At 59.2% G+C, this 18145-nt stretch carries 19 protein-coding genes; 6 read left to right on the forward strand and 13 right to left on the reverse strand.

Annotated features, from left to right (window positions below; translation table 11 throughout):
- Window positions 1-11 precede the first annotated feature (11 nt).
- The gene (locus tag AGR2A_RS26970) at window positions 12-974 is read right to left on the reverse strand and encodes a GlxA family transcriptional regulator (protein WP_080823616.1); all 963 of its coding nucleotides are present in this window, start codon (window positions 972-974) and stop codon (window positions 12-14) included.
- Window positions 975-1095: 121 nt separating this feature from the next.
- Between AGR2A_RS26970 and AGR2A_RS26975 the strand changes: the two genes are divergently transcribed.
- Entirely contained in the window at window positions 1096-1902 is an 807-nt protein-coding gene (locus tag AGR2A_RS26975) for an SDR family NAD(P)-dependent oxidoreductase (RefSeq protein WP_080823618.1), read from the forward strand.
- Window positions 1903-2243: 341 nt separating this feature from the next.
- Here AGR2A_RS26975 and AGR2A_RS26980 read toward each other — a convergent pair whose 3' ends face one another.
- From AGR2A_RS26980 to AGR2A_RS26995, 4 genes are all read right to left on the reverse strand, one after another.
- On the reverse strand, window positions 2244-2669 hold the full coding sequence (locus tag AGR2A_RS26980; protein ID WP_080823620.1) for a cupin domain-containing protein: 426 nt from the start codon (window positions 2667-2669) through the stop codon (window positions 2244-2246).
- 48 nt (window positions 2670-2717) lie between these two features.
- Window positions 2718-3431: an SDR family oxidoreductase gene (locus tag AGR2A_RS26985; protein WP_080823622.1), complete on the reverse strand. Its 714-nt coding sequence runs from the start codon at window positions 3429-3431 to the stop codon at window positions 2718-2720.
- Window positions 3432-3468: 37 nt separating this feature from the next.
- Window positions 3469-3777 (reverse strand): putative quinol monooxygenase, encoded by a 309-nt coding sequence (locus AGR2A_RS26990; RefSeq protein ID WP_080823850.1) that lies wholly within the window; start codon window positions 3775-3777, stop codon window positions 3469-3471.
- Window positions 3778-3865: 88 nt separating this feature from the next.
- Window positions 3866-4885, reverse strand: a complete 1020-nt coding sequence (locus tag AGR2A_RS26995; RefSeq protein WP_080823624.1) for a zinc-binding alcohol dehydrogenase family protein — start codon at window positions 4883-4885, stop codon at window positions 3866-3868.
- Between the two features lie 116 nt (window positions 4886-5001).
- Between AGR2A_RS26995 and AGR2A_RS27000 the strand changes: the two genes are divergently transcribed.
- From AGR2A_RS27000 to AGR2A_RS27010, 3 genes are all read left to right on the forward strand, one after another.
- Complete coding sequence (locus AGR2A_RS27000; protein WP_080823625.1) at window positions 5002-5406, forward strand: winged helix-turn-helix transcriptional regulator; 405 nt, start codon at window positions 5002-5004, stop codon at window positions 5404-5406.
- 104 nt (window positions 5407-5510) lie between these two features.
- Window positions 5511-6269, forward strand: coding sequence for an SDR family oxidoreductase (locus tag AGR2A_RS27005; protein WP_080823627.1), 759 nt, complete (start codon window positions 5511-5513; stop codon window positions 6267-6269).
- Window positions 6270-6327: 58 nt separating this feature from the next.
- Window positions 6328-7485: an MFS transporter gene (locus AGR2A_RS27010; RefSeq protein ID WP_286079602.1), complete on the forward strand. Its 1158-nt coding sequence runs from the start codon at window positions 6328-6330 to the stop codon at window positions 7483-7485.
- Window positions 7486-7793: 308 nt separating this feature from the next.
- On the opposite strand, the gene AGR2A_RS27015 is transcribed toward AGR2A_RS27010, so the two are convergent.
- From AGR2A_RS27015 to AGR2A_RS27050, 8 genes are all read right to left on the reverse strand, one after another.
- A complete protein-coding gene (locus tag AGR2A_RS27015) occupies window positions 7794-9251 on the reverse strand; it encodes an FAD-binding oxidoreductase (protein ID WP_139786426.1) in 1458 nt (485 codons plus the stop codon).
- Complete coding sequence (locus tag AGR2A_RS27020) at window positions 9241-10137, reverse strand: NAD(P)-dependent oxidoreductase (RefSeq protein ID WP_080823631.1); 897 nt, start codon at window positions 10135-10137, stop codon at window positions 9241-9243. Before AGR2A_RS27020 ends, AGR2A_RS27015 begins: the two co-directional genes overlap by 11 nt.
- A gap of 1 nt (window position 10138) precedes the next feature.
- Window positions 10139-11038: an amidohydrolase family protein gene (locus tag AGR2A_RS27025; RefSeq protein ID WP_080823635.1), complete on the reverse strand. Its 900-nt coding sequence runs from the start codon at window positions 11036-11038 to the stop codon at window positions 10139-10141.
- 10 nt (window positions 11039-11048) lie between these two features.
- Window positions 11049-11978, reverse strand: coding sequence for a carbohydrate ABC transporter permease (locus AGR2A_RS27030; protein ID WP_080823636.1), 930 nt, complete (start codon window positions 11976-11978; stop codon window positions 11049-11051).
- A gap of 15 nt (window positions 11979-11993) precedes the next feature.
- Window positions 11994-12869, reverse strand: coding sequence for a carbohydrate ABC transporter permease (locus AGR2A_RS27035; protein ID WP_080823639.1), 876 nt, complete (start codon window positions 12867-12869; stop codon window positions 11994-11996).
- A 90-nt stretch (window positions 12870-12959) separates the two neighbouring features.
- The gene (locus AGR2A_RS27040; protein ID WP_080823641.1) at window positions 12960-14201 is read right to left on the reverse strand and encodes an ABC transporter substrate-binding protein; all 1242 of its coding nucleotides are present in this window, start codon (window positions 14199-14201) and stop codon (window positions 12960-12962) included.
- A gap of 81 nt (window positions 14202-14282) precedes the next feature.
- The gene (locus tag AGR2A_RS27045) at window positions 14283-15044 is read right to left on the reverse strand and encodes an RraA family protein (protein ID WP_286079603.1); all 762 of its coding nucleotides are present in this window, start codon (window positions 15042-15044) and stop codon (window positions 14283-14285) included.
- Window positions 15045-15215: 171 nt separating this feature from the next.
- Window positions 15216-16076 (reverse strand): GntR family transcriptional regulator, encoded by an 861-nt coding sequence (locus tag AGR2A_RS27050; protein WP_080823642.1) that lies wholly within the window; start codon window positions 16074-16076, stop codon window positions 15216-15218.
- On the opposite strand from AGR2A_RS27050, the gene AGR2A_RS27055 reads away from it, so the two are divergent.
- The gene (locus AGR2A_RS27055; RefSeq protein WP_080823643.1) at window positions 16068-17327 is read left to right on the forward strand and encodes a CaiB/BaiF CoA transferase family protein; all 1260 of its coding nucleotides are present in this window, start codon (window positions 16068-16070) and stop codon (window positions 17325-17327) included. The two genes, AGR2A_RS27050 and AGR2A_RS27055, sit on opposite strands and share 9 nt — an antisense overlap.
- Window positions 17327-18112 (forward strand): enoyl-CoA hydratase, encoded by a 786-nt coding sequence (locus AGR2A_RS27060; RefSeq protein ID WP_080823644.1) that lies wholly within the window; start codon window positions 17327-17329, stop codon window positions 18110-18112. The genes AGR2A_RS27055 and AGR2A_RS27060 overlap by 1 nt, the downstream gene beginning before the upstream one ends.
- Window positions 18113-18145: the final 33 nt, after the last annotated feature.

Here is an 18145-nt window from a genome sequence, read left to right on the forward strand (position 1 = left end):
GGACGCGCGCATCAATGCACCAGATCAGGGTCTTCGACGCCCTCTATCAGCTTCAGGCTGCGGCGCAGGCCCTGCGGCGGCTGGCCGAAAAAGCGTAAGAATGCTCGACGCATCCGATCGCGGTCCGCAAAGCCTGTATCGCGGGCGACGATGTCGAGGGGATGACGGCCGTCTTCAAGCATCACTTTTGCCGCCTCCAGCCGCAGGCGCTCTACGGCCTTTGCCGGCGATTGCCCCGTCTCCTCCCGAAAAAGGCGACTGAACTGGCGTGGGCTGAGGCTTGCGGCTTCCGCGAGTTCCTCCACCGTCAACGGATTTCGCAGATGCTCCTTGGCATAGACAAGCGCACGTCGCACCCGGTCCGAGCGCGGCTCCAACTCCAGTAGCGCCGAAAACTGCGACTGCCCTCCTGGCCGTCGATGATACACCACCAGTTTGCGCGCAATGGATCGCGAGAGCTCGGCCCCATGATCATCTTCGATCAGTGCCAGCGTCAGATCGATGGCGGAACTCATGCCTGCCGACGTCCAGATCGAACCGTCCTGGATGAAGATGCGGTCGTCATCGACATGGATGTTGGGGAACCGTTCCTGCAGGCTGCGCGCGTGAGCCCAGTGGGTGGTGGCGCTTTTTCCATCCAGAAGGCCGGCCTCGGCCAGCAGAAATGCGCCGGTGCAGACGCCAGCCACCCGTCGGCTTTCTCGCCCCGCACGAGCGATGTAATCCCTCAATACCGCGGAGACAGGCTTCGGAAGCAATTCGCCGACGACCATCAGCGTGTCGGGGAAGTCTGCGAGCGGCTGTGTCTCAATACCGATGCCAAGCGAGGATCGAATTGAACCACCGTTTTCGGACATGACGGTCAGCCGGTACGCCTCCGCGCCAAGGGTCTCGTTGGCGAATTCAAAAGCGCTCAACGCCGCCATGCCCATCACCTGAAACCCATTCTCCATGATGAAGCCAATGTGCCGCATGCTCGTATCCTTGTCCTGTTTTGCCGTTTGTATGTCATTTCAGCCATCATTGTCTACGGCTAATGTCCCTCCATCGAAACACGGGGTTGGACGTTCCAATCCACAGCCAAAGGAGCGAACAATGAGCAACACACACGGGACCATTCTGATAACAGGCGCATCATCCGGGATCGGCGCAGTCTATGCCGACCGCTTTGCCCGGCGCGGCCATCATCTCATTCTGGTGGCGCGCAATCTCGCCCGCTTGAAGGATGTCGCCGCCGCATTGACGGAGCGTTACGGCGTGTCGATCAGGACACTTGCCGCGGATCTCGGCACCGACGACGGCCTGGCTGCGGTGGAAAAGGTTATTGCACAGGACGACACCATCACGCATCTGGTCAACAATGCAGGTTTTGGCAGTGCCGCGCCTTTGGCGACTGCCGACATTTCCGAAATGCAGGCCATGGTGGCCATCAATGTCACGGCGCCGATGCGTCTGACCTATGCCATCGTCCCGCTCTTCAGGCAGCGCGGCAAGGGTACCATTATCAACATCTCTTCCATCGTGGCGATCGGACCAGAAATCTTGAACGGCGTCTATGGCGGCACCAAATCCTTCCTGCTGGCCTTCAGTCATTCGCTTCGCAAGGAACTGCACGAGACAGGGGTCACTGTTCAGGTCGTGCTTCCCGGCGCAACGGGAACCGAGTTCTGGGACATTGCCGGACTGCCGGCAAGCAACCTGCCGAGCGAATGGGTGATGTCGCCTGCGGATCTCGTCGACGCTGCGCTCGTCGGCCTTGATCGCGGCGAATTCGCCACCATTCCTTCCCTCATGGATGCAGCTGAATGGGACAAATGGGAAGCTGCCCGGGCAGCCATGCTTCCACATTTGTCCAGTGCCCAACCGGCAGGCAGATACTCCGCGCACGGCCGGACGGCTTGATGGGTGCCATGGAGGGGAATGGTCGTCACCGGCATCCCCCTCCCCTCCCTCCGTTAAACGATATCCGCGGCGGCGGCGCTATCCTCTGCAGCTCCACCTCGGCCAGCCGTTCGTTGAGCGCCCTTGTGATCGCGCCATAGGCATCACTGCGAGCACCAGCCGACGGGGCGCCCGCGATTGATCAACCGACGCAATCATGGCCTGAACTATATTAATCGGATCCCCGAGCGGCTGGCGGCTCGGCCATCTCGCGACCAAAGCCGCTGCTGACGCCGGTGATAAACCAGGTTCGGACCACGGGTCACATTCCCTTAAATTAGACTACGACCGGAAAGCGCCGCTCAACCGCGCTTTGAGGCAATAAAGGTTTCGGGCGATCCGTCCGCACTGTGCACGAAGACAATGTCTTTCGGATCGCGGCGGGGCGTATCGACGGAAAGGAACACGACCGGCTCCTCAAGGATGGTTGGCAGCGCATGAACCGTGCCCTTTTCGAAGAACAGGAGTTGTCCGGGCTGGAACTCGGCCTCCGTTGCAGGGTCTTCCATCCAGAAGGTGCCCCGCCCGGACAGGACGTAAAGATACTCATCGCTGCCCCGATGGTAATGCGGCGGCGTCCCCTTGTAGACGCGAAACACCCGCGAGCTTGCTGCAGGCGTATCGCGTAGATACGTGTCCACCAGCAACGTCTCCGCTGTTTGCGGAAACTCATTCATGATCGCCAGGATGTCGAAACGCGCGGATGTTGCAGTGCTTTGATCAGACATGGTGATCTTCCCTATCTTTGCTTCGCCTCTACAAGTATCCGACCACGCTCAGGCGATCGCACCGCCGCCATCAACCCGCACGTTCGACCCGGTGGCGAATGGCGTGGTCATGAGGAATAGCACCGCGTTGGCGATGTGCTCAGGCTTGCCGATGGTCTTTGCCGGCAGGTTTTCCGACACGCGAGAGAACATCGCCGCCTTGGCATCGTCGGCCATCTTCGACCACAGCGGCGTATCGATCAGTCCGGGTGACACGGTGTTGACACGCACCGGCGAAAATTCGAGCGCAAGACCACGCGCCAGACCTTCAAGCGCTGCATTGATCGCTCCTTGCAGAACCGAGGACGCGGATGGCCGTTCGCTCAGATAGCCGGAGATCAATGTCAGCGAGCCCCGCTCCGCGATGCGGGCCGCACGCGCAACCCGATAGGCACCCCAGAACTTGCTCTCCATTGCCGCCTGGGCATCGGTAAGAGCTAGCTTGCGCAGTGGACCAGTCGGCGTCTGTGCCGCTGAGACCACGACGTGGTCGAAAGCCTTCCGTGACACGAAGAAGCTCTGAAGCGACGGCTCATCCGTGGTATCCAGTACCGCGCTATCGGTCCCAGGTCCCAGCTTCTCAATGGCGGCGAGCAGTTTATCTTGTGAGCGAGAGGCAATGGTGACATGCGCGCCTGCGGCGACTGCGGCTTCGGCGACCGCAAGTCCGATACCGGAGCTGCCGCCGATCACCAGGACGCGTTGATCTTTGAGCAAAGTCATAAACCTTTTCCTTTCCTTCAAGTGTGAATTTGCGCTGTCAGGCTAGATGCTGGAGGCGTTGCAAACGCAGAGGTTCGGCAAGCAGCTCATCCAGACGCAAGGCCAGCGATTGAAACGGCGCGCCGGCGGCGTGGGCAGCGAGAGCGGCCTCATCCCGCCAGCTCTCGATCATGACCGCCATTTCCGGATTGTCGCGATCGACGTGAAGATCGTATCGTAGGCATCCATCTTCCTTGCGGACGTCAGGCACGATGGCAGCCAGTGCACTGAACAAGGCTACGCTCTTGTCCGGCTTCGCGCGCAAAAGCGCAATGAGTTCAATTTGGTCTGAGAGCTGGGCGCTCATGACGGTCATCCTTTTTCGTTGCAAGTCACTGCAAGTAGCTCAGGCGGTGAACGACTGTGAGCGATCACCGCCTCAAGATCCGGCTGCCTCAGTCGGAAAACCCTTCGAGCACCACCTTGCCCTTTGTTCGCCCACTTTCGATGGCGGCATGCGCCTTGCGCAGATTTGCGGCATTGATGGGCGACAAAATTTCAGTCGCGGTGGTCCGGATCTTGCCCTCGTCGATGAGACGAGACACCTCGTTCAACAGCCTACCCTGCTCTGCCATGTCGGCGGTCTCGAAGATCGAGCGCGTGAACATCAACTCCCAGTGGATGGATACGGCCTTCCGCTTGAAGCCGAGTACGTCGAGGCTTTCCGGATCATCGATCAGCCCGAACCGGCCCTGCGGCGCGATGAGCTCGATAATTTCTTTGAGATGGCGATGGCTTTCAGTCGTTGAGAACACAAAGGCTGGCGCGCCGATGCCGAGAGCTGCCACCTGTTCCGCGATCGGCTTGGAATGATCGATCACGTGATGGGCACCAAGCGTCTTCACCCAATCCTGGGTTTCCGGCCGCGAGGCTGTGGCAATGACGGTGACATCGGTAAGCGCTCGCACGAGCTGAATGGCGATCGAGCCGACCCCGCCGGCGCCGCCAATAATGACTATGGCGTTTGCTGCACCCGGCACCGCTTTTCGGATATCTAGCCGGTCGAACAGCATCTCCCAGGCGGTGATTGCCGTTAGCGGAAGGGCCGCGGCCTGCGCATCGGAGACCGATTTCGGCTTGGACCCAACGATACGTTCATCGACGAGGTGAAACTGGCTGTTGGCTCCGGGGCGGGTCAGAGAGCCGGCGTAAAATACCTCGTCGCCGATCTTGAAGTCCTTGGCTGTTGGTCCGGTCTCTACGACAGTGCCGACCGCATCCCAGCCGAGCACCTTCCACTGTCCGGCTTCCGGGCTGGCGCCCTTACGGACTTTCGTATCGACCGGATTAACGGAAATGGCCTTCACCTGAACGAGAATGTCCCGGCCTGCCGGAACCGGCCGGGGAAGTTCGATGTCCTGCAATGCGTCCTCGCGCTCGATAGCTCCCGGCGCCTTGTAACCGATGGCCTTCATGATGTGCTCCTTTAATGACCGACTGCGATGTCGATTGATATGGAGCTAAAATGAGCTATCATCGAAAAGACGCAATACGCACAAAACACACACGTAGTATCAAAAAGGATACTGTTATGGCCAAAGCCCGCCATTCGCGCTTCGATTGCTCTCCCGGCTGCTCGGTAGAAGCCGCCATCGGCCTCATCGACGGCAAATGGAAGTCGGTTGTGCTCTTTCACCTGCTTTCAGGGACACTGCGGTTCAACGAACTGCGCAAACACATCGTCAACGCGACCCCCCGCATGTTGACCAACCAGTTGCGCGAGCTTGAGGACGACGGCCTGATCGAACGCAAGGTTTATGCTCAAGTGCCGCCAAAGGTAGAGTACAAGCTCTCAGAGCTCGGCCGCAGCATGGAACCGATCCTGCTCGCCCTTAAATATTGGGGTGACGCCAATATCAGTCTCTATGGCAAACCACGCGGGATGGATCCGCGCGATACGATTGCCACGGCGACGCCGAGCAGTCGATCAGCGTGATGTCCTGAATTGACGTTTATGCGTCATTTCAGACATGAATTACTTGATGCAAGATCTCTCCATCGAAGCGCGGCCTTCAGCCGCTCGGTTCAAAGGAGAGACCCATGCAACTCGAAAACAACACGATCTTTATCACTGGCGGCACATCCGGCATCGGCCGCGCATTGGCGGAATCCTTCCATCGCCTTGGCAACAAGGTCATCATCGCCGGCCGCCGCAAGGCGTTGCTCGATGAGGTGACCGCCGCCAATCCGGGCATGGAAGGCATCGAGCTCGACATTGCCGATCCGGCCGATATCGATCGCGTCGCTACTCTACTGATCCGCGACTACCCGACGCTCAATGTCCTGGTCAACAATGCGGGCATCATGCCTTTTGATGATGCTGGCGCAAAGATCGATGACGCTCAGTCACGTCGGATTATCGACACGAACCTGCTTGGTCCGATCCGCCTGACTTCGGCTCTTATCGACCATCTCAAGGCTCAGTCGAAGGCCACGATCATCCATAACACGTCGGTTCTGGCCTATCTGCCGCTCGCTTCCACCGCAGTCTATTCCGCCACAAAGGCAGCGTTGCATTCTTATGCGCTATCGCAACGCTTCCAGCTGCGCGGCACCAATGTCAGCGTCCAGGAAATCGCGCCGCCGTGGGTCGATACCGACCTCGTCAAGAAGAGCGGCGATCCTCGCGCCATGCCGCTCGACATTTTCATCGAGAAGACCATGAAGGGCCTCGGCACGGAATCCGAAGAAATCTATGTCGAGGAAATCAGGGCCATCCGCGACAATCCGGGCAGCGGAGAGCACGTGCTTTTCAACGCCTTCAACGAATCTCTCGCCGCCAACCCGATCCCCGTCTGACAGGACAGGCCGACACCCGGTTGCCGAACGGGCAGCCGGGTGTCGGCTGGAGGTTATCATGCTGCAGAAACATGATCTCAAATCCGCCACTCCCGTAAACGGCGAGCATCTGGGGCAGCCCAATCCATCCATGCTGCCGGCATGGTTCCTGGCACTCGGCACTTTCGCGATCGGTACCGAAGGTTTTATGATCGCCCCATTGTTGCCGACCATCGCTTCCGATCTGGGCATGAGCCTTTCCGCGACGGCGATGCTTGTCGTCGTCTTCACTCTCGTGCTGGCGCTCAGCTCTCCTATCGGAACGGTCATCGCGGGCGGGCTGCGCCGGCGAGACACATTGCTGCTCGCCATGACGATATTCAAAGTCGGCAATCTGATTGCGGCCTTCGCGCCCGGGTTCGGCACGCTGATGTTTGCCCGTATCCTGATGGCTGTCGCCGCCGGTCTTTATGCGCCGAACGCAAACGCGCTTGCCGGCATGATCGTACCGGCAGAAAAGCGTGGGATGGCACTTGCCATCGTCAGTGGTGGCATGACCATTGCGATTGCACTTGGCCTACCGCTCGGTTCGATCACCGGTCATGCATTCGGCTGGCGCTCGACATTTCTCATGGTCGCCGCCATGGGGGCTATCGCGATCATCGGCATCCTGGCAGGCGTCGGGCGCAACGCGGGTGCTCATTTGGCCATTGCGAGCATTGCTGAGCGTGTCAGCGTCATCCGCCAGGCGCCCGTTCTGAAACTCCTCTCCGTAACGCTGTTCTGGTCGATCGGCGCCTATACAGCCTATCCCTATATCGCGCCCTATCTCTTCCAGACGCTGGGATTCGCCGACAAGGGCGTCGCCGCCACAGTCACGCTCTGGGGCATATTCGCGGCACTCGGCGTGTTCACCGGCGGCGCGTTGAACGACCGGCTCGGATCGCTCAAGGTCGCGGGCTTCTCACTTGTCGCACTCGCCCTGTCATTCACAGCTTTGGCTATAGCCACGGCACTGCCGGGCATGGCTGCCGTTTCTGTGGCACTTCTCGCCGTCGCCGGATGGGGCTTCAGTGTCTGGTCCTTTTTCCCCGCTCAGATGGCCCGTCTGATCGTTGCGGGTGGTCAGAGCCATGCTTCTATCGCACTCTCCCTCAACACGTCGACAATTATCTCGGCTTTTCCATCGGTAGCGCGATCGGCGCGGGCATTATCGCAGTGGGCGATGTTTGGATGATCGGGGCAGCGGCTGCAGTGATGGAACTGGTAGCCTTGGCTCTTGACAAGATCTGGAAGCGAAACGGAAGCTGATCCGCCGCCAGCGCCCCGTGCGAAAATCCAGCTCTTGAACGGAATCGAACCGTCGGCCCCTTACACCTCTTTCCCTCGAAAAACCGAAGGTTTACAGACCGCAAGTCATTGTGGGGATTGGGAGACGGAGACTGCCGACCGTTGATAGAGCATTTTTTCCCTTGAAAAGGCTCAACTTGTTATGACAGGCTCGGCCATGGCATGGGGGAGCAGTAAGCAATCCCGCTCGTCTCATCAAGCGATGACCGAACAGCTTGCTCTGTCTAGCGCAGTCGCTTTGATCTGCACGCCGTTGTTCATCAACTTGGCAGGATCGATTGCCTGCTTCACTGTCGACAGCAAATGCAAGTGCACGGGGGACGTCAACTTCTCGAATTCTGGCTGTTTGAGTCTTCCGATCCCGTGCTCTGCGCTGATGCTGCCGTCGTAGCGCGTGACCGCGGCGTCGATGACGTGCTTCGCCCTGAGCAAATAGGCTCGCCTGTGTTCGACCTCCATCTCCTTTGGCGCGTGAATATTGAAGTGAACGTTTCCGTCCCCGACGTGGCCATAGGCAATGCAAAAAGCATCGGGTAGCTCTGCTAGAACCGCGTGCTCCACGTCGCTGACGAAGCTCGGAAGTCTTGAAATCGGAACGGAAACGTCCGTTCGTAGATGCAGCCCGCGCTTTGCCTGCCCCTCCACCATCCCCTCGCGAAACAGCCATAGGGTTCTAGCCTGACTATCTGAGGAGGCGACAACACCGTCAACAAGATGCGATTGCTCAAAACAAAGCTCGAGGAACCGCTGCATCAGGTTTGAAATGTCCACGAGACCGGCACCGGAGATTTCCATCAAAACATATGCGGGATGATCACCGGCCATAGGGAGCTCAAGGTGGGGCAGCGCCTCCTTCGCCAGTCCAAAGGCCTCGGGAGGCATGAACTCGAACGCGGATAGCAGATCGCAGCACTGCGTTCTCGCAAACCGGTACAGAGCAACCGCCTGCTCCAGAGACTCCACCGCCAGGAGTGCCGTGCTCTTCTGCGTGGGAAGCGGCGCGAGCTTCAGGGAGACGGCGGTGACGATTCCGAGCGTGCCCTCCGCTCCAATGAACAAGTGTTTGAGATCGATCCCTCGATTGTCCTTCCGCAAGGGCGATAGCTGGCTCCAAACCTCTCCATCTGGCAAGACGACTTCGAGACCCAGGACAAGCTCACGCGTCATGCCGTAGCGCAACACGTTGATGCCACCGGCGTTCGAGCTGACGTTTCCTCCGATCTGGCAGCTTCCTTGAGCACCCAGAGTGAGCGGAAAGAACATTCCCTCGGCGGCTACGGCGTCTTTGACTACGGACAGAATGCAGCCCGCTTCCACGACTGCCGAAAAATTTTCGGCATCTATCGTGCGTATCCTGTTCATCCGCCCCAAGCTGACAACGACTTGTCCCTCCGACTCCGGGGTCGCTCCGAGGACAAGTCCGGTGTTTCCTCCCTGAGGAACGATATTCAGGCCAAGACGGCCGCATAGCCTGACAACCTTGACCACGTCATCTGTAGTTCGAGGACGTATGACGGCCAGAGCGATGCCTTCAACATCCCCGTGCCAGTCGCGACAAAATGGGCGCATCTCTTCCGCATCGGTTGTCACGAGGTCCGCACCGAGTTCGCGCACCAGTTCGGCGGCTACGTCGCTCAACATCTCATCGATCATCGGACGTCCGTTCATAGAAGTTGGCTATAGCTGCGCTATCCGACATGCCGTTCCCCTTATCGACGAACGCGACGTAACGATCCACGGCCGCGTCTACGAGAGGCAAATCCAGATCGAGTCCGGAATGAAACTGCCGCAGCGATTTGAGATCCTTCGCGAGCTGGCGTGCATAAGCTTTTGGTGGCTCGAAGTCCCGCCGGGACATCTGGCTATAGATCCGCTGGAGAATGACCGAGTCAGCCATGCCTCCCCGCAATGCATCCGGTACGGCATTGGCATCGATGCCCGCGGCCTTCGCAAGCGCAAGTATCTCCGCCATCAACACGTAGTTCACGCCAACGATCGCCTGGTTGATGTTCTTCGTCGCCTGTCCTGCCCCGAGGGGTCCCATGTGCGTGACGTTGGCTCCGAGCGTCTCCAGAACCGGCCTGACCCGCTCGAAGTCGGAATCATTTCCACCAGCCATGATCGTCAGTTCGCCTTTCTCCGCTGGGCCTGGACCGCCTGAGATCGGCGCATCGACCCAGCTCATTCCCGCTTCGGCTTCTAGCCTCTGCGCCAGGTCGCGCGTTCTTTCGGGAGAGATGGTCGAGCAATCGATCAGTATGTCCGCGCCCGATCTGGATCTCCCTATCCCGTTCTCGCCAAAGCAGCACTCCTCCACCGCATCTCCGTCAAGGACGCAGAAGAGGAGGATCTCGGCAGCGGCGCGCACCTCTGCAGGTCCCTCGCACCAGGTAGCTCCCGCCGAAGTTACCGCTTCGGCGCGCTCCGGCTCGAGGTTCCAAACGGCGACTTCATATTCTTTGTCGAGCAGGCGCTTGACCATCGGCACGCCCATTATCCCGAGGCCGACGAAGCCCAGGCGTGGCTTATCCTTCGACATCTCACTTCCCTTCGAAACGATAGATCCGGCGCGCGTTCTCACGAAACATCGCTGCGCGTTCCTGTTCGTTGAACCCGCTCGTGATCACGTCAAAGCCATCGAAGATGGTTTCGAAAGAACCGACCAGGCTGTCGACGGGGAAGTTCGAGGCGAACATGACGCGCCCCGCTCCGAAGATCTCTATTGCGTCCAGGACAATCGCGCGATTGTCTTCCACGCTCCATGGACGGCCAGCGATCCCGATGCCCGATATCTTCAGGTTGACGTTCGGCGCGCCCGCCAATGTCGAAAGCGCCTCGCGCCAGCCCGACAAGCCGTCGGACGATCGGTCAGCGGGAAGGCCAGTATGATTGAGGACGATGACAGTGTCGCCGAAGTCCTCGGCAAGACGTCGCGCCTCCTTCAGATGCCACCACGGTGTCTGAAGATCGAAAGACAGGCCGTTCGCGCTCAAGAGGCCGAAGCCGCGACGCCATTCGGGGTCACCCATCGATCCCCGTGCACCATCGTCGACCGATTGGGGATCTTTGGCAGCCTTCGGCTTATGCCGAATCCCGCGTACGATGGGATTGCGTCCATGAGAGGCGAGTACCTCCTCGACATCCCCTCGGTCCAGCCAGGCCTGGGCCACCATGACGGAAGGCAGCCCCTCCCGCTGCTGCAGATCAGCCACCCACCGTGTTTCCCCGAGCGGATCTTCAGGGTCCCATTCCGTCTCGATGAAGACCGACCCGATAATCTCGAACCTTCCCGCATCGCGGCGGTAGTCTGCCGGGAGGTAGTTCCTTTTCAGGCTGCTGTAGTCACCATACCGGAACGGAATGGGCGGCTCGTCACGAAGCCACGGCAGGTAGTTTTGTCCGAGGTCCCAGAAGTGCTGATGCGCGTCTATGATCTGCATTGCTGAAGCCTTACTTGCCGACACCGAAGCTGATGCCGTTGACGATGAAACGCTGAAGGAGGACGAACATGGCGATCAGCGGCAGCGTCGATATGACCGCCGCAGTCATCAGCATTGCCCAGTCGGTTCCTTCATAGGTCGAGAAGATCGCAAGTCCTAGCTGGAGCGTGCGCGAGCCCTCGCTCGACGATGTCACGAGCGGCCAGGTGTAGTCGGACCAGGCGAACTGGAACGAGAACATGCCAAGCGTCGTCAAGGCGGGAATGGACATCGGAAGAGCTACTCTCCAGTAGATTCCGAACTCCGTGCATCCGTCGATCCGGGCCGCCTCTTCAAGCTCTTTCGGAAGGCTCAGGAAAAACTGGCGAAGGAAGAAAATCGAATAGCCAGAGACGATTCCCGGAAGGATCAGCCCCGCGTAAGTGTCCAGCCAGCCCGTGCCTCCTGCACCGAAGATGTCGTTTCCGCCCGCCAGCGGAACCGACTTCACCATGATGTAGAGCGGGACGAGCATGACCTCGTGCGGGATCATGACAGTCGCGAGAATGAGGTAGAAGATCGCGTTGCGTCCCGGGAAATGGTATCGGGCAAGCACGAAAGCGGCCATCGACGACAGCAGCAACTGCAGGAAGGTGCGGACCGTCGCGTAGACGAGCGTGTTCCATGTCTGCAGCCCGATGTTCATCCGGCCATCCGTCCAAATGTCGACGAAGTGGTTCCAGAGAAGAGGGAACTCGACGAGTTTCGGCGGGTACGTGAAGATCTGCGAGTTTGTCTTGAGGGCGAGAGACACCATCCAGAACAGCGGAAACAACATGACCGCTGCGACGATCGTGGCGGGTATGTAGAAGGTAAGCAGGTTCCGCGTCAGTCGCCTGCGGGAGACTTGCGCCGCGTCGTTGCGGACTTCCGGAAGAGGTTCGGACATCAGAAGCGTCATGGCCTCAGGCCTCCATCAATCGAACAGTTTTTTGCGGGAGAACAGGCGCAGGTTGATGAACGACGCCAGCACGAGCAGGAGGAACATCACCATCGCCATGGCGGACGCATAGCCGAATTCAAGGTTTTGAAAGGCGGTCCTGTAGATGTAGTGCACGATTGTCACGGTTGAGTTGTTAGGGCCGCCGTTGGTCATGACAATCACTTGGGCGAACACCTGGAACGACGCGATCAGCGAGGTAATCACCACGTAGACGGTAGCGGGCGTCAGAAGCGGCAAGGTAATGGCGAAGAATTGTCTGACGCGCCCTGCTCCGTCGAGCGCTGCCGCCTCGTGCAGTTCACGAGGAATGGCCTGCAGCGCGGCGAGGAAAATGACCATGTTGAAGCCCAGCCCCTTCCACACGCTCATCAAGATGATGGCGGGCATAGCCGTGTAGGAGTTGTTGAGCCAGTCGACGGGCCGGATACCGAACTGCCCGAGAACATAGTTGAAGAAGCCGCTCGAGGCATCATAGAAGAGTATCCAGACAAGTGCGGCCGCAATGAGCGGGGCTACCACCGGGATGTAGAAGATCGTGCGGTAGATTCCCGCCCCCGGCAGCTTCGTGTTGATCAACATCGCCAGCATCAGGGACGCGATGATGCCGCTCGGCACGCTCCAGACCGTATAATAGAGCGTGTTTCCCAGGGCCCTCCAGAAGAGGCCATCGTAGAGGAGGTCCTCGTAATTGAGGAAGCCGATCCATTCCGCGGGCTTCAGGACATCGTAGGTCGTGAAGCTGAGGTAGAAGACGATAAAGATCGGCAGGACCACCCAGACGAGCAGCCAGAGGAGCGGCAGCCCGAGGAAGATGGACCCTAAGAGGAACTGTTGCTGCTTGATCGTCACGAGATGACCTCGACTTTCCGCTTCAACGGAGGCAGCCACCCTGGCTGGTGAAGTTGCCGACGCCGTAGAGGCTGGCGTCGGCGTTCAGCTTTAGCGACGCAAGCCGCGGTTTGCCTGCCGTGCGGCACCGTCGAGCGCCGATTTCGGATCGTCGCCGGAGATGATCGCTTCTACAGCGGGAATGATCGACTGGAAGACTGTCGACCACTTCTCGTGCTTGGGGAAAATCCGCGAGTTGTTCAGCTCCATCTGCGCGGTCTTTAGCGCCGGGACCTTTTCGAAGGCCGCTTTGGCTGCCGGCTCGTCGACCACGCCCGGCGTGACGCCGGTCTTGAGACCCTCTACCCGGAACTGCTGGGCTTCGGGAGAAGCCATGAACTTCACAAACTCGGCTGCCTGTTCAGGATGCTTGCTCTGCGCGTAGACAACGTAGCCGCCGACGGAGCCGAAGTTCAGCGCCGCGTCCCCCGCCTTGACCACGGGCATGGAACCCACGGTAACAGGCTGGGCTCCGTTTGTGGACCGCGCCGCCCAGAACACCCATGGCCCGTCGAAGACCATGCCGATACGGCCGGTCAGGACACCCTGGCGCACGACGTCGGGATTGCTGTTCAGCGTGTTGTTCTTGTTAGATGCGAGCTTCGCGATGATGGCTCCGGCCTTCACGCCTGCCTCGCTGTTGAACGCGACTTCCTTGCCGTCTTTGCTGAAGACTTCGCCGCCATTGGCGTAGAGGGCGTTGATGAAGAAATACGCGAGTGCATCGGCACTGGCGAGGCCAAAGCCATACCGGCTGACTTGTCCGCCGGATGCTTTTCCGAGCTTTTCGGCATGCTCCACAAGTTCATCGAACGTCTTCGCCGGTGCCGCTATTCCGGCCTCCTTCATCGCCTGCTCGTTGTAGACGATGAAGCGGGGATCGAAAGCATAGGGTAGCCCGTAGATGCCCTGGTTCCATTGCACGTAATCGAATGCGCCTGGATACAGCTCCTTAGTCATCCCCTCTGCGCCGAACTTCTTCAGGTCTACAAGCGCGCCGCTTGCGGCGAACTGTGAGAGAAATCCGCTCCAGATCGGGCTGACGTCGGGAGCGGTTTTAGACGCAAGCGCGGTGGTGATGGCCTCGAAGTTGGTACCGAAGCTCGTCTTGACGCGGTTTACCTTGATGTTCGGATGGCTCTTGTGGAAGGCATCGATCATCTTGATCGTAGCAGCTTCCTCCTGTGCGCTGTGCGCTTCCCAGAATTGAAGGGTCACCGGTTCCTGGGCGAAGGCGGGGGCGGCGCTGAAGGCGCTTAGCGACGCCAAGGCTAATGCTATTCTAGCAGACATGCGTTCTCCTCCAGGTTTTTATGGAAGCCCCTTTGGGCGAAGGCCCACGTCGATCCTCCTCAACGCGAGCCGTTTTAGATCTCAGCCAAGTTCGGCATAGTAGCGGTCGATGGCGTCGGTATCGACCGTATCGTCGTGCGCCATGCCGAGCTTGTCATAGCGGCGGCGGCGCGCCCGCATGTCGGCGAGCAGAACCTCTTTCGCATGGAGCGCAACCTCTTTTGCGACTTCGATCGGCACAACGACGAGACCGTCGTCGTCACATCCGACAATGTCTCCCGGCCTAACCTGCGCGCCCCCGATGCCGATAGTGGTCTGCATCTCGACCGACTCGATGCGTCCCGGGATGATCGTGCGGCCGCGGCTTTTGCAGCAGACGGGCGTCTTTTGCAGAGTGACCTCTCCTGTGTCGCGGCATTGACCGTTAGTGATAATTCCAACGCCACCACGCTCAAGCACGCTGAGGGTGTTTTCGGAGCCCCAGAAGCCGACGTTGTCTGCGCTGCCGACGTCTGTCACGACCACATGGCCGGGCTGCAGCTTTTCTTGGAAGCCCCTCGTCGCGTTGCCCATCTTGTCGAACCAGAGCCCATGGGCGTTGACGACGTCCTCGGTGCTTTCTAGCTTCCACATCGGCTTGTTTGATGGGACGCATCGCATCGTGAATGCGACACCCCAGAATTTCATGCCGAGCCACAGCGGCCTGATCTCCTGCGACACGTTTCCGATGTTGAAGTACCCGATCCCGTCCATGCCGTCGCAAACGTCCGCTACGCGAAGCGGCTCGAAGAACTTGCGAATGTGAAATGGGTCGACGTCTATCGTCTTGGCTGCAGCGTCCACGTCTAATCCTCCTTGTACGTAAACATCGACAGGCGGATCATGCACGTCCGCTAGCTGACGGCCGTCATCTTGTATGCAAGATTTCGCCATGTCAACTACCTTGCTATCGCTTTCTGTCGTTTCGGGACCTGCGTCGACAGCAGTGGACAGAGGATGATTAAGAAGTTGCATTCAATTTTTCTGCTGGCTCGCATCAACAGCCGAACCCGAATGCCCCGGCACGAATTTCAAACCGTTCAGGAAATGCTCGCGGGTGAGAACGGCAAGCGCCGCTCCGTCGCGCCTTGCAAGAGCGGATAGCATCTTGGAATGTTCGTACACCGCGGCGAGCCAGCGCGCCGGATCAAGATTGGCGATGGCGCGGGCGCGCTCAACCCTCGGAACAAGCGCCTCCCATGCCCCAAGCAGAACACCGTTCGCTGCGATTTCCACGATACGGCGGTGGATCCGGTGATTGAGATCAAGATAGGCCGCGCGCTCGCGCCGCTCGTAACAGCCGAGCATTTCGCTATGTATTGTGGCTATTTCCGCGATTTCCGCTTCTGTGATCCGCCGGCATGCGATTTCGCCGGCCAAGGCTTCAAGAGCGGCGACCACGACGTAGAGCTCTCCTACATCGGACGCGCGCAGTTCAGAAACCACGACGCTGCGATTTGGGAGAAGCTCGACCATTCCTTCTGCAGCCAAGGTCCTGAAGGCCTCGCGCACTGGGGTCCTTGAGACGCCGAGCTGGCTGCAGATTTGCACCTCCCGCAGACGGGTGCCCGGTGCCAGTTCGCCAGAGACGATCATCTCCCTCAGCTTTTGAGCGGCCTCAGCATGAAGCTTGCCCTTACGCCCGCGCCCGCCGCCGTCTTCTACCAGCAATACATCTTCACGATCGATCATGAGCAAGTTGTATGCAGAAGCGCGATCCGATGCAACTTCATAAGATTTCGCACGCTTGGGCTTGACCACATCTAATCTTGCATACAAGATTATGCGTCTAGGAGCCGGCGTCGAGCGCTGGCGGGAGGATCTGTCATGGACCATCAACGGGTTCCGAACGCGGAAAACGACGCTGCGCCTGCTTCCGGCGCAGCGTTCGAAAGGCATCCCCAGCCACTGCAGCACCTAAGAGTTCTCGATCTAAGCCAGGTGATGGCAGGACCCTTCTGCTGCATGCTGCTTGGCGACATGGGCGCTGATGTCATCAAGGTCGAACCGCCGGTCTCGGGAGATCAGACACGCAAGGCCATGGGCTTTCGTATGAAGGGCACGGACAGCCCCGGGTTTCTCGCTCTCAACAGGAACAAGCGGTCGATCTGCCTGAACCTGAAGACCGAAGCGGGTCGCGAGGTATTCTACGAGCTCGTGAAGACCGCGGATATTGTCGTTGAGAACGGACGTCCTGGCGTTGCGAAGAAGTTGAACGTCGACTATGAGACGCTGTCGCGGATAAATCCCCGCCTCATCTACGCCAGCATTTCCGGGTTCGGTCAGACGGGCCCTTGGTCGCAGCGCCCGGGCTTCGACCTTATCGCCCAGGCGATGTCCGGCGTCATGAGTGCGATGGGGATCCCAGGGCAAGAACCAGTCAAATCGGGCGTGCCCGTCGGCGATCTCGGTGCTGGACTGTTTGCGCTATACGGCATCCTCAGCGCGGTCATAGGCCGAGAAAAATCCGGGGTTGGCCAATATATCGACGCTTCGCTGTTCGAAGCGGCGCTGGGTCTTTCGATTTGGGAAACAACCGAGCTTTGGGCAACTGGCCGATCCCCGCAGCCGCTGGGAACCGCGAACAGGATGAGCGCGCCCTACCAAGCGTTCGAGGCCTCCGATGGACGCTTCGTCGTCGGTGCCGCCAACCAGAAGCTTTGGCAGGCCTTCTGCTCTGCGATTGGACGGCTCGACCTTCTCGAGGATCCGCGGTTCCTCGACAATAAGAGCCGTCTGCAAAACCGCGCAGCGCTAGTTGGCGAGCTGCACCCGACGTTCCTCGAGAAGGGAGCGGAAGACTGGGTGAAGTCTTTCCTCGAGGCTGGGGTCCCTGCAGGGCCGATCAATGACTACGCACAGGTGGTCGAGAGCGAGCACACGGTTGCCAGGGAGATGGTCCTGGAGCTGGAGCATCCGGTGGAAGGTGCGATTAAAACCCTCGGCTTCCCCGTGAAGATGTCCGGGACACCGCAGTCCGTCAGGCGGCATCCGCCGCTTCTGGCGGAACATACGGATGAGATCCTCGGCGAACTCGGTCTCTCTTCGCGGAATGCTGATCTTCAGCGCATGGGAGCCTTCTCCTGATGCGCAAACCTGAAGACGGGCAGGTCACCTTAAGCCTTGAAGGCAAGGTAGCGAATATCTTGTTCGAGCGGCCGCAGGCGCGAAACGCGATGTCGCCGCCGATGTATGACGATCTTCTTGAGCACTGCCAGTCGCTCAAGGCGGAAGATGGAATACGGGTAGCCGTGCTCCGGGGCGCGGGCGGCCGCTCTTTCGTCGCAGGTTCCGACATCGCCCAGTTCACACACTTCTCGACATCGGAAGGCGGCGTTGATTACGAAAACAAGATGGCGGCTTACCTCGAGGCGCTAAGCTCTCTGCCTTTTCCTACGGTAGCGGTCATAGAGGGATTTGCCGTAGGCGGAGGACTGAATATCGCCGCATGCTGCGACATCCGCATAGCCACAAGAGGTTCGAGGCTAGGCGCGCCCATTGGTCGTACGATTGGGAACTGCCTGTCGTTTAACAACTATATGCGCTTGGTTGCTGGATTCGGTGAAGGCAGGGCAAGACGGATGATGCTGCTCGGAGAACTGCTAGACGCGGAGGAAGCCGCTGCCGCAGGCTTTCTTGGCAAGGTTTGCGATGAAGCAGAGTTGGATGAAGCCATCCAAGACCTCTGCAGCCGCATCCTGAAGAATGCCCCTCTTTCGCTACGCGCGAGCAAGGTCGCCATCAACGAGGTCATCTCAGGCGGAGGTGGGGACTTCGAGTCGATGATACGGCTCTGTTACGGCAGCGACGACTTCAAGGAAGGCGTGAATGCCTTCCTTGCAAAGCGACATCCTGTTTGGCTAGGTCATTGACTTGCCGTTTTTGAACATCGTGGGGAGCGAGTG

The organism is Agrobacterium genomosp. 2 str. CFBP 5494 (assembly GCF_900013495.1).
GTDB lineage: Bacteria > Pseudomonadota > Alphaproteobacteria > Rhizobiales > Rhizobiaceae > Agrobacterium > Agrobacterium pusense.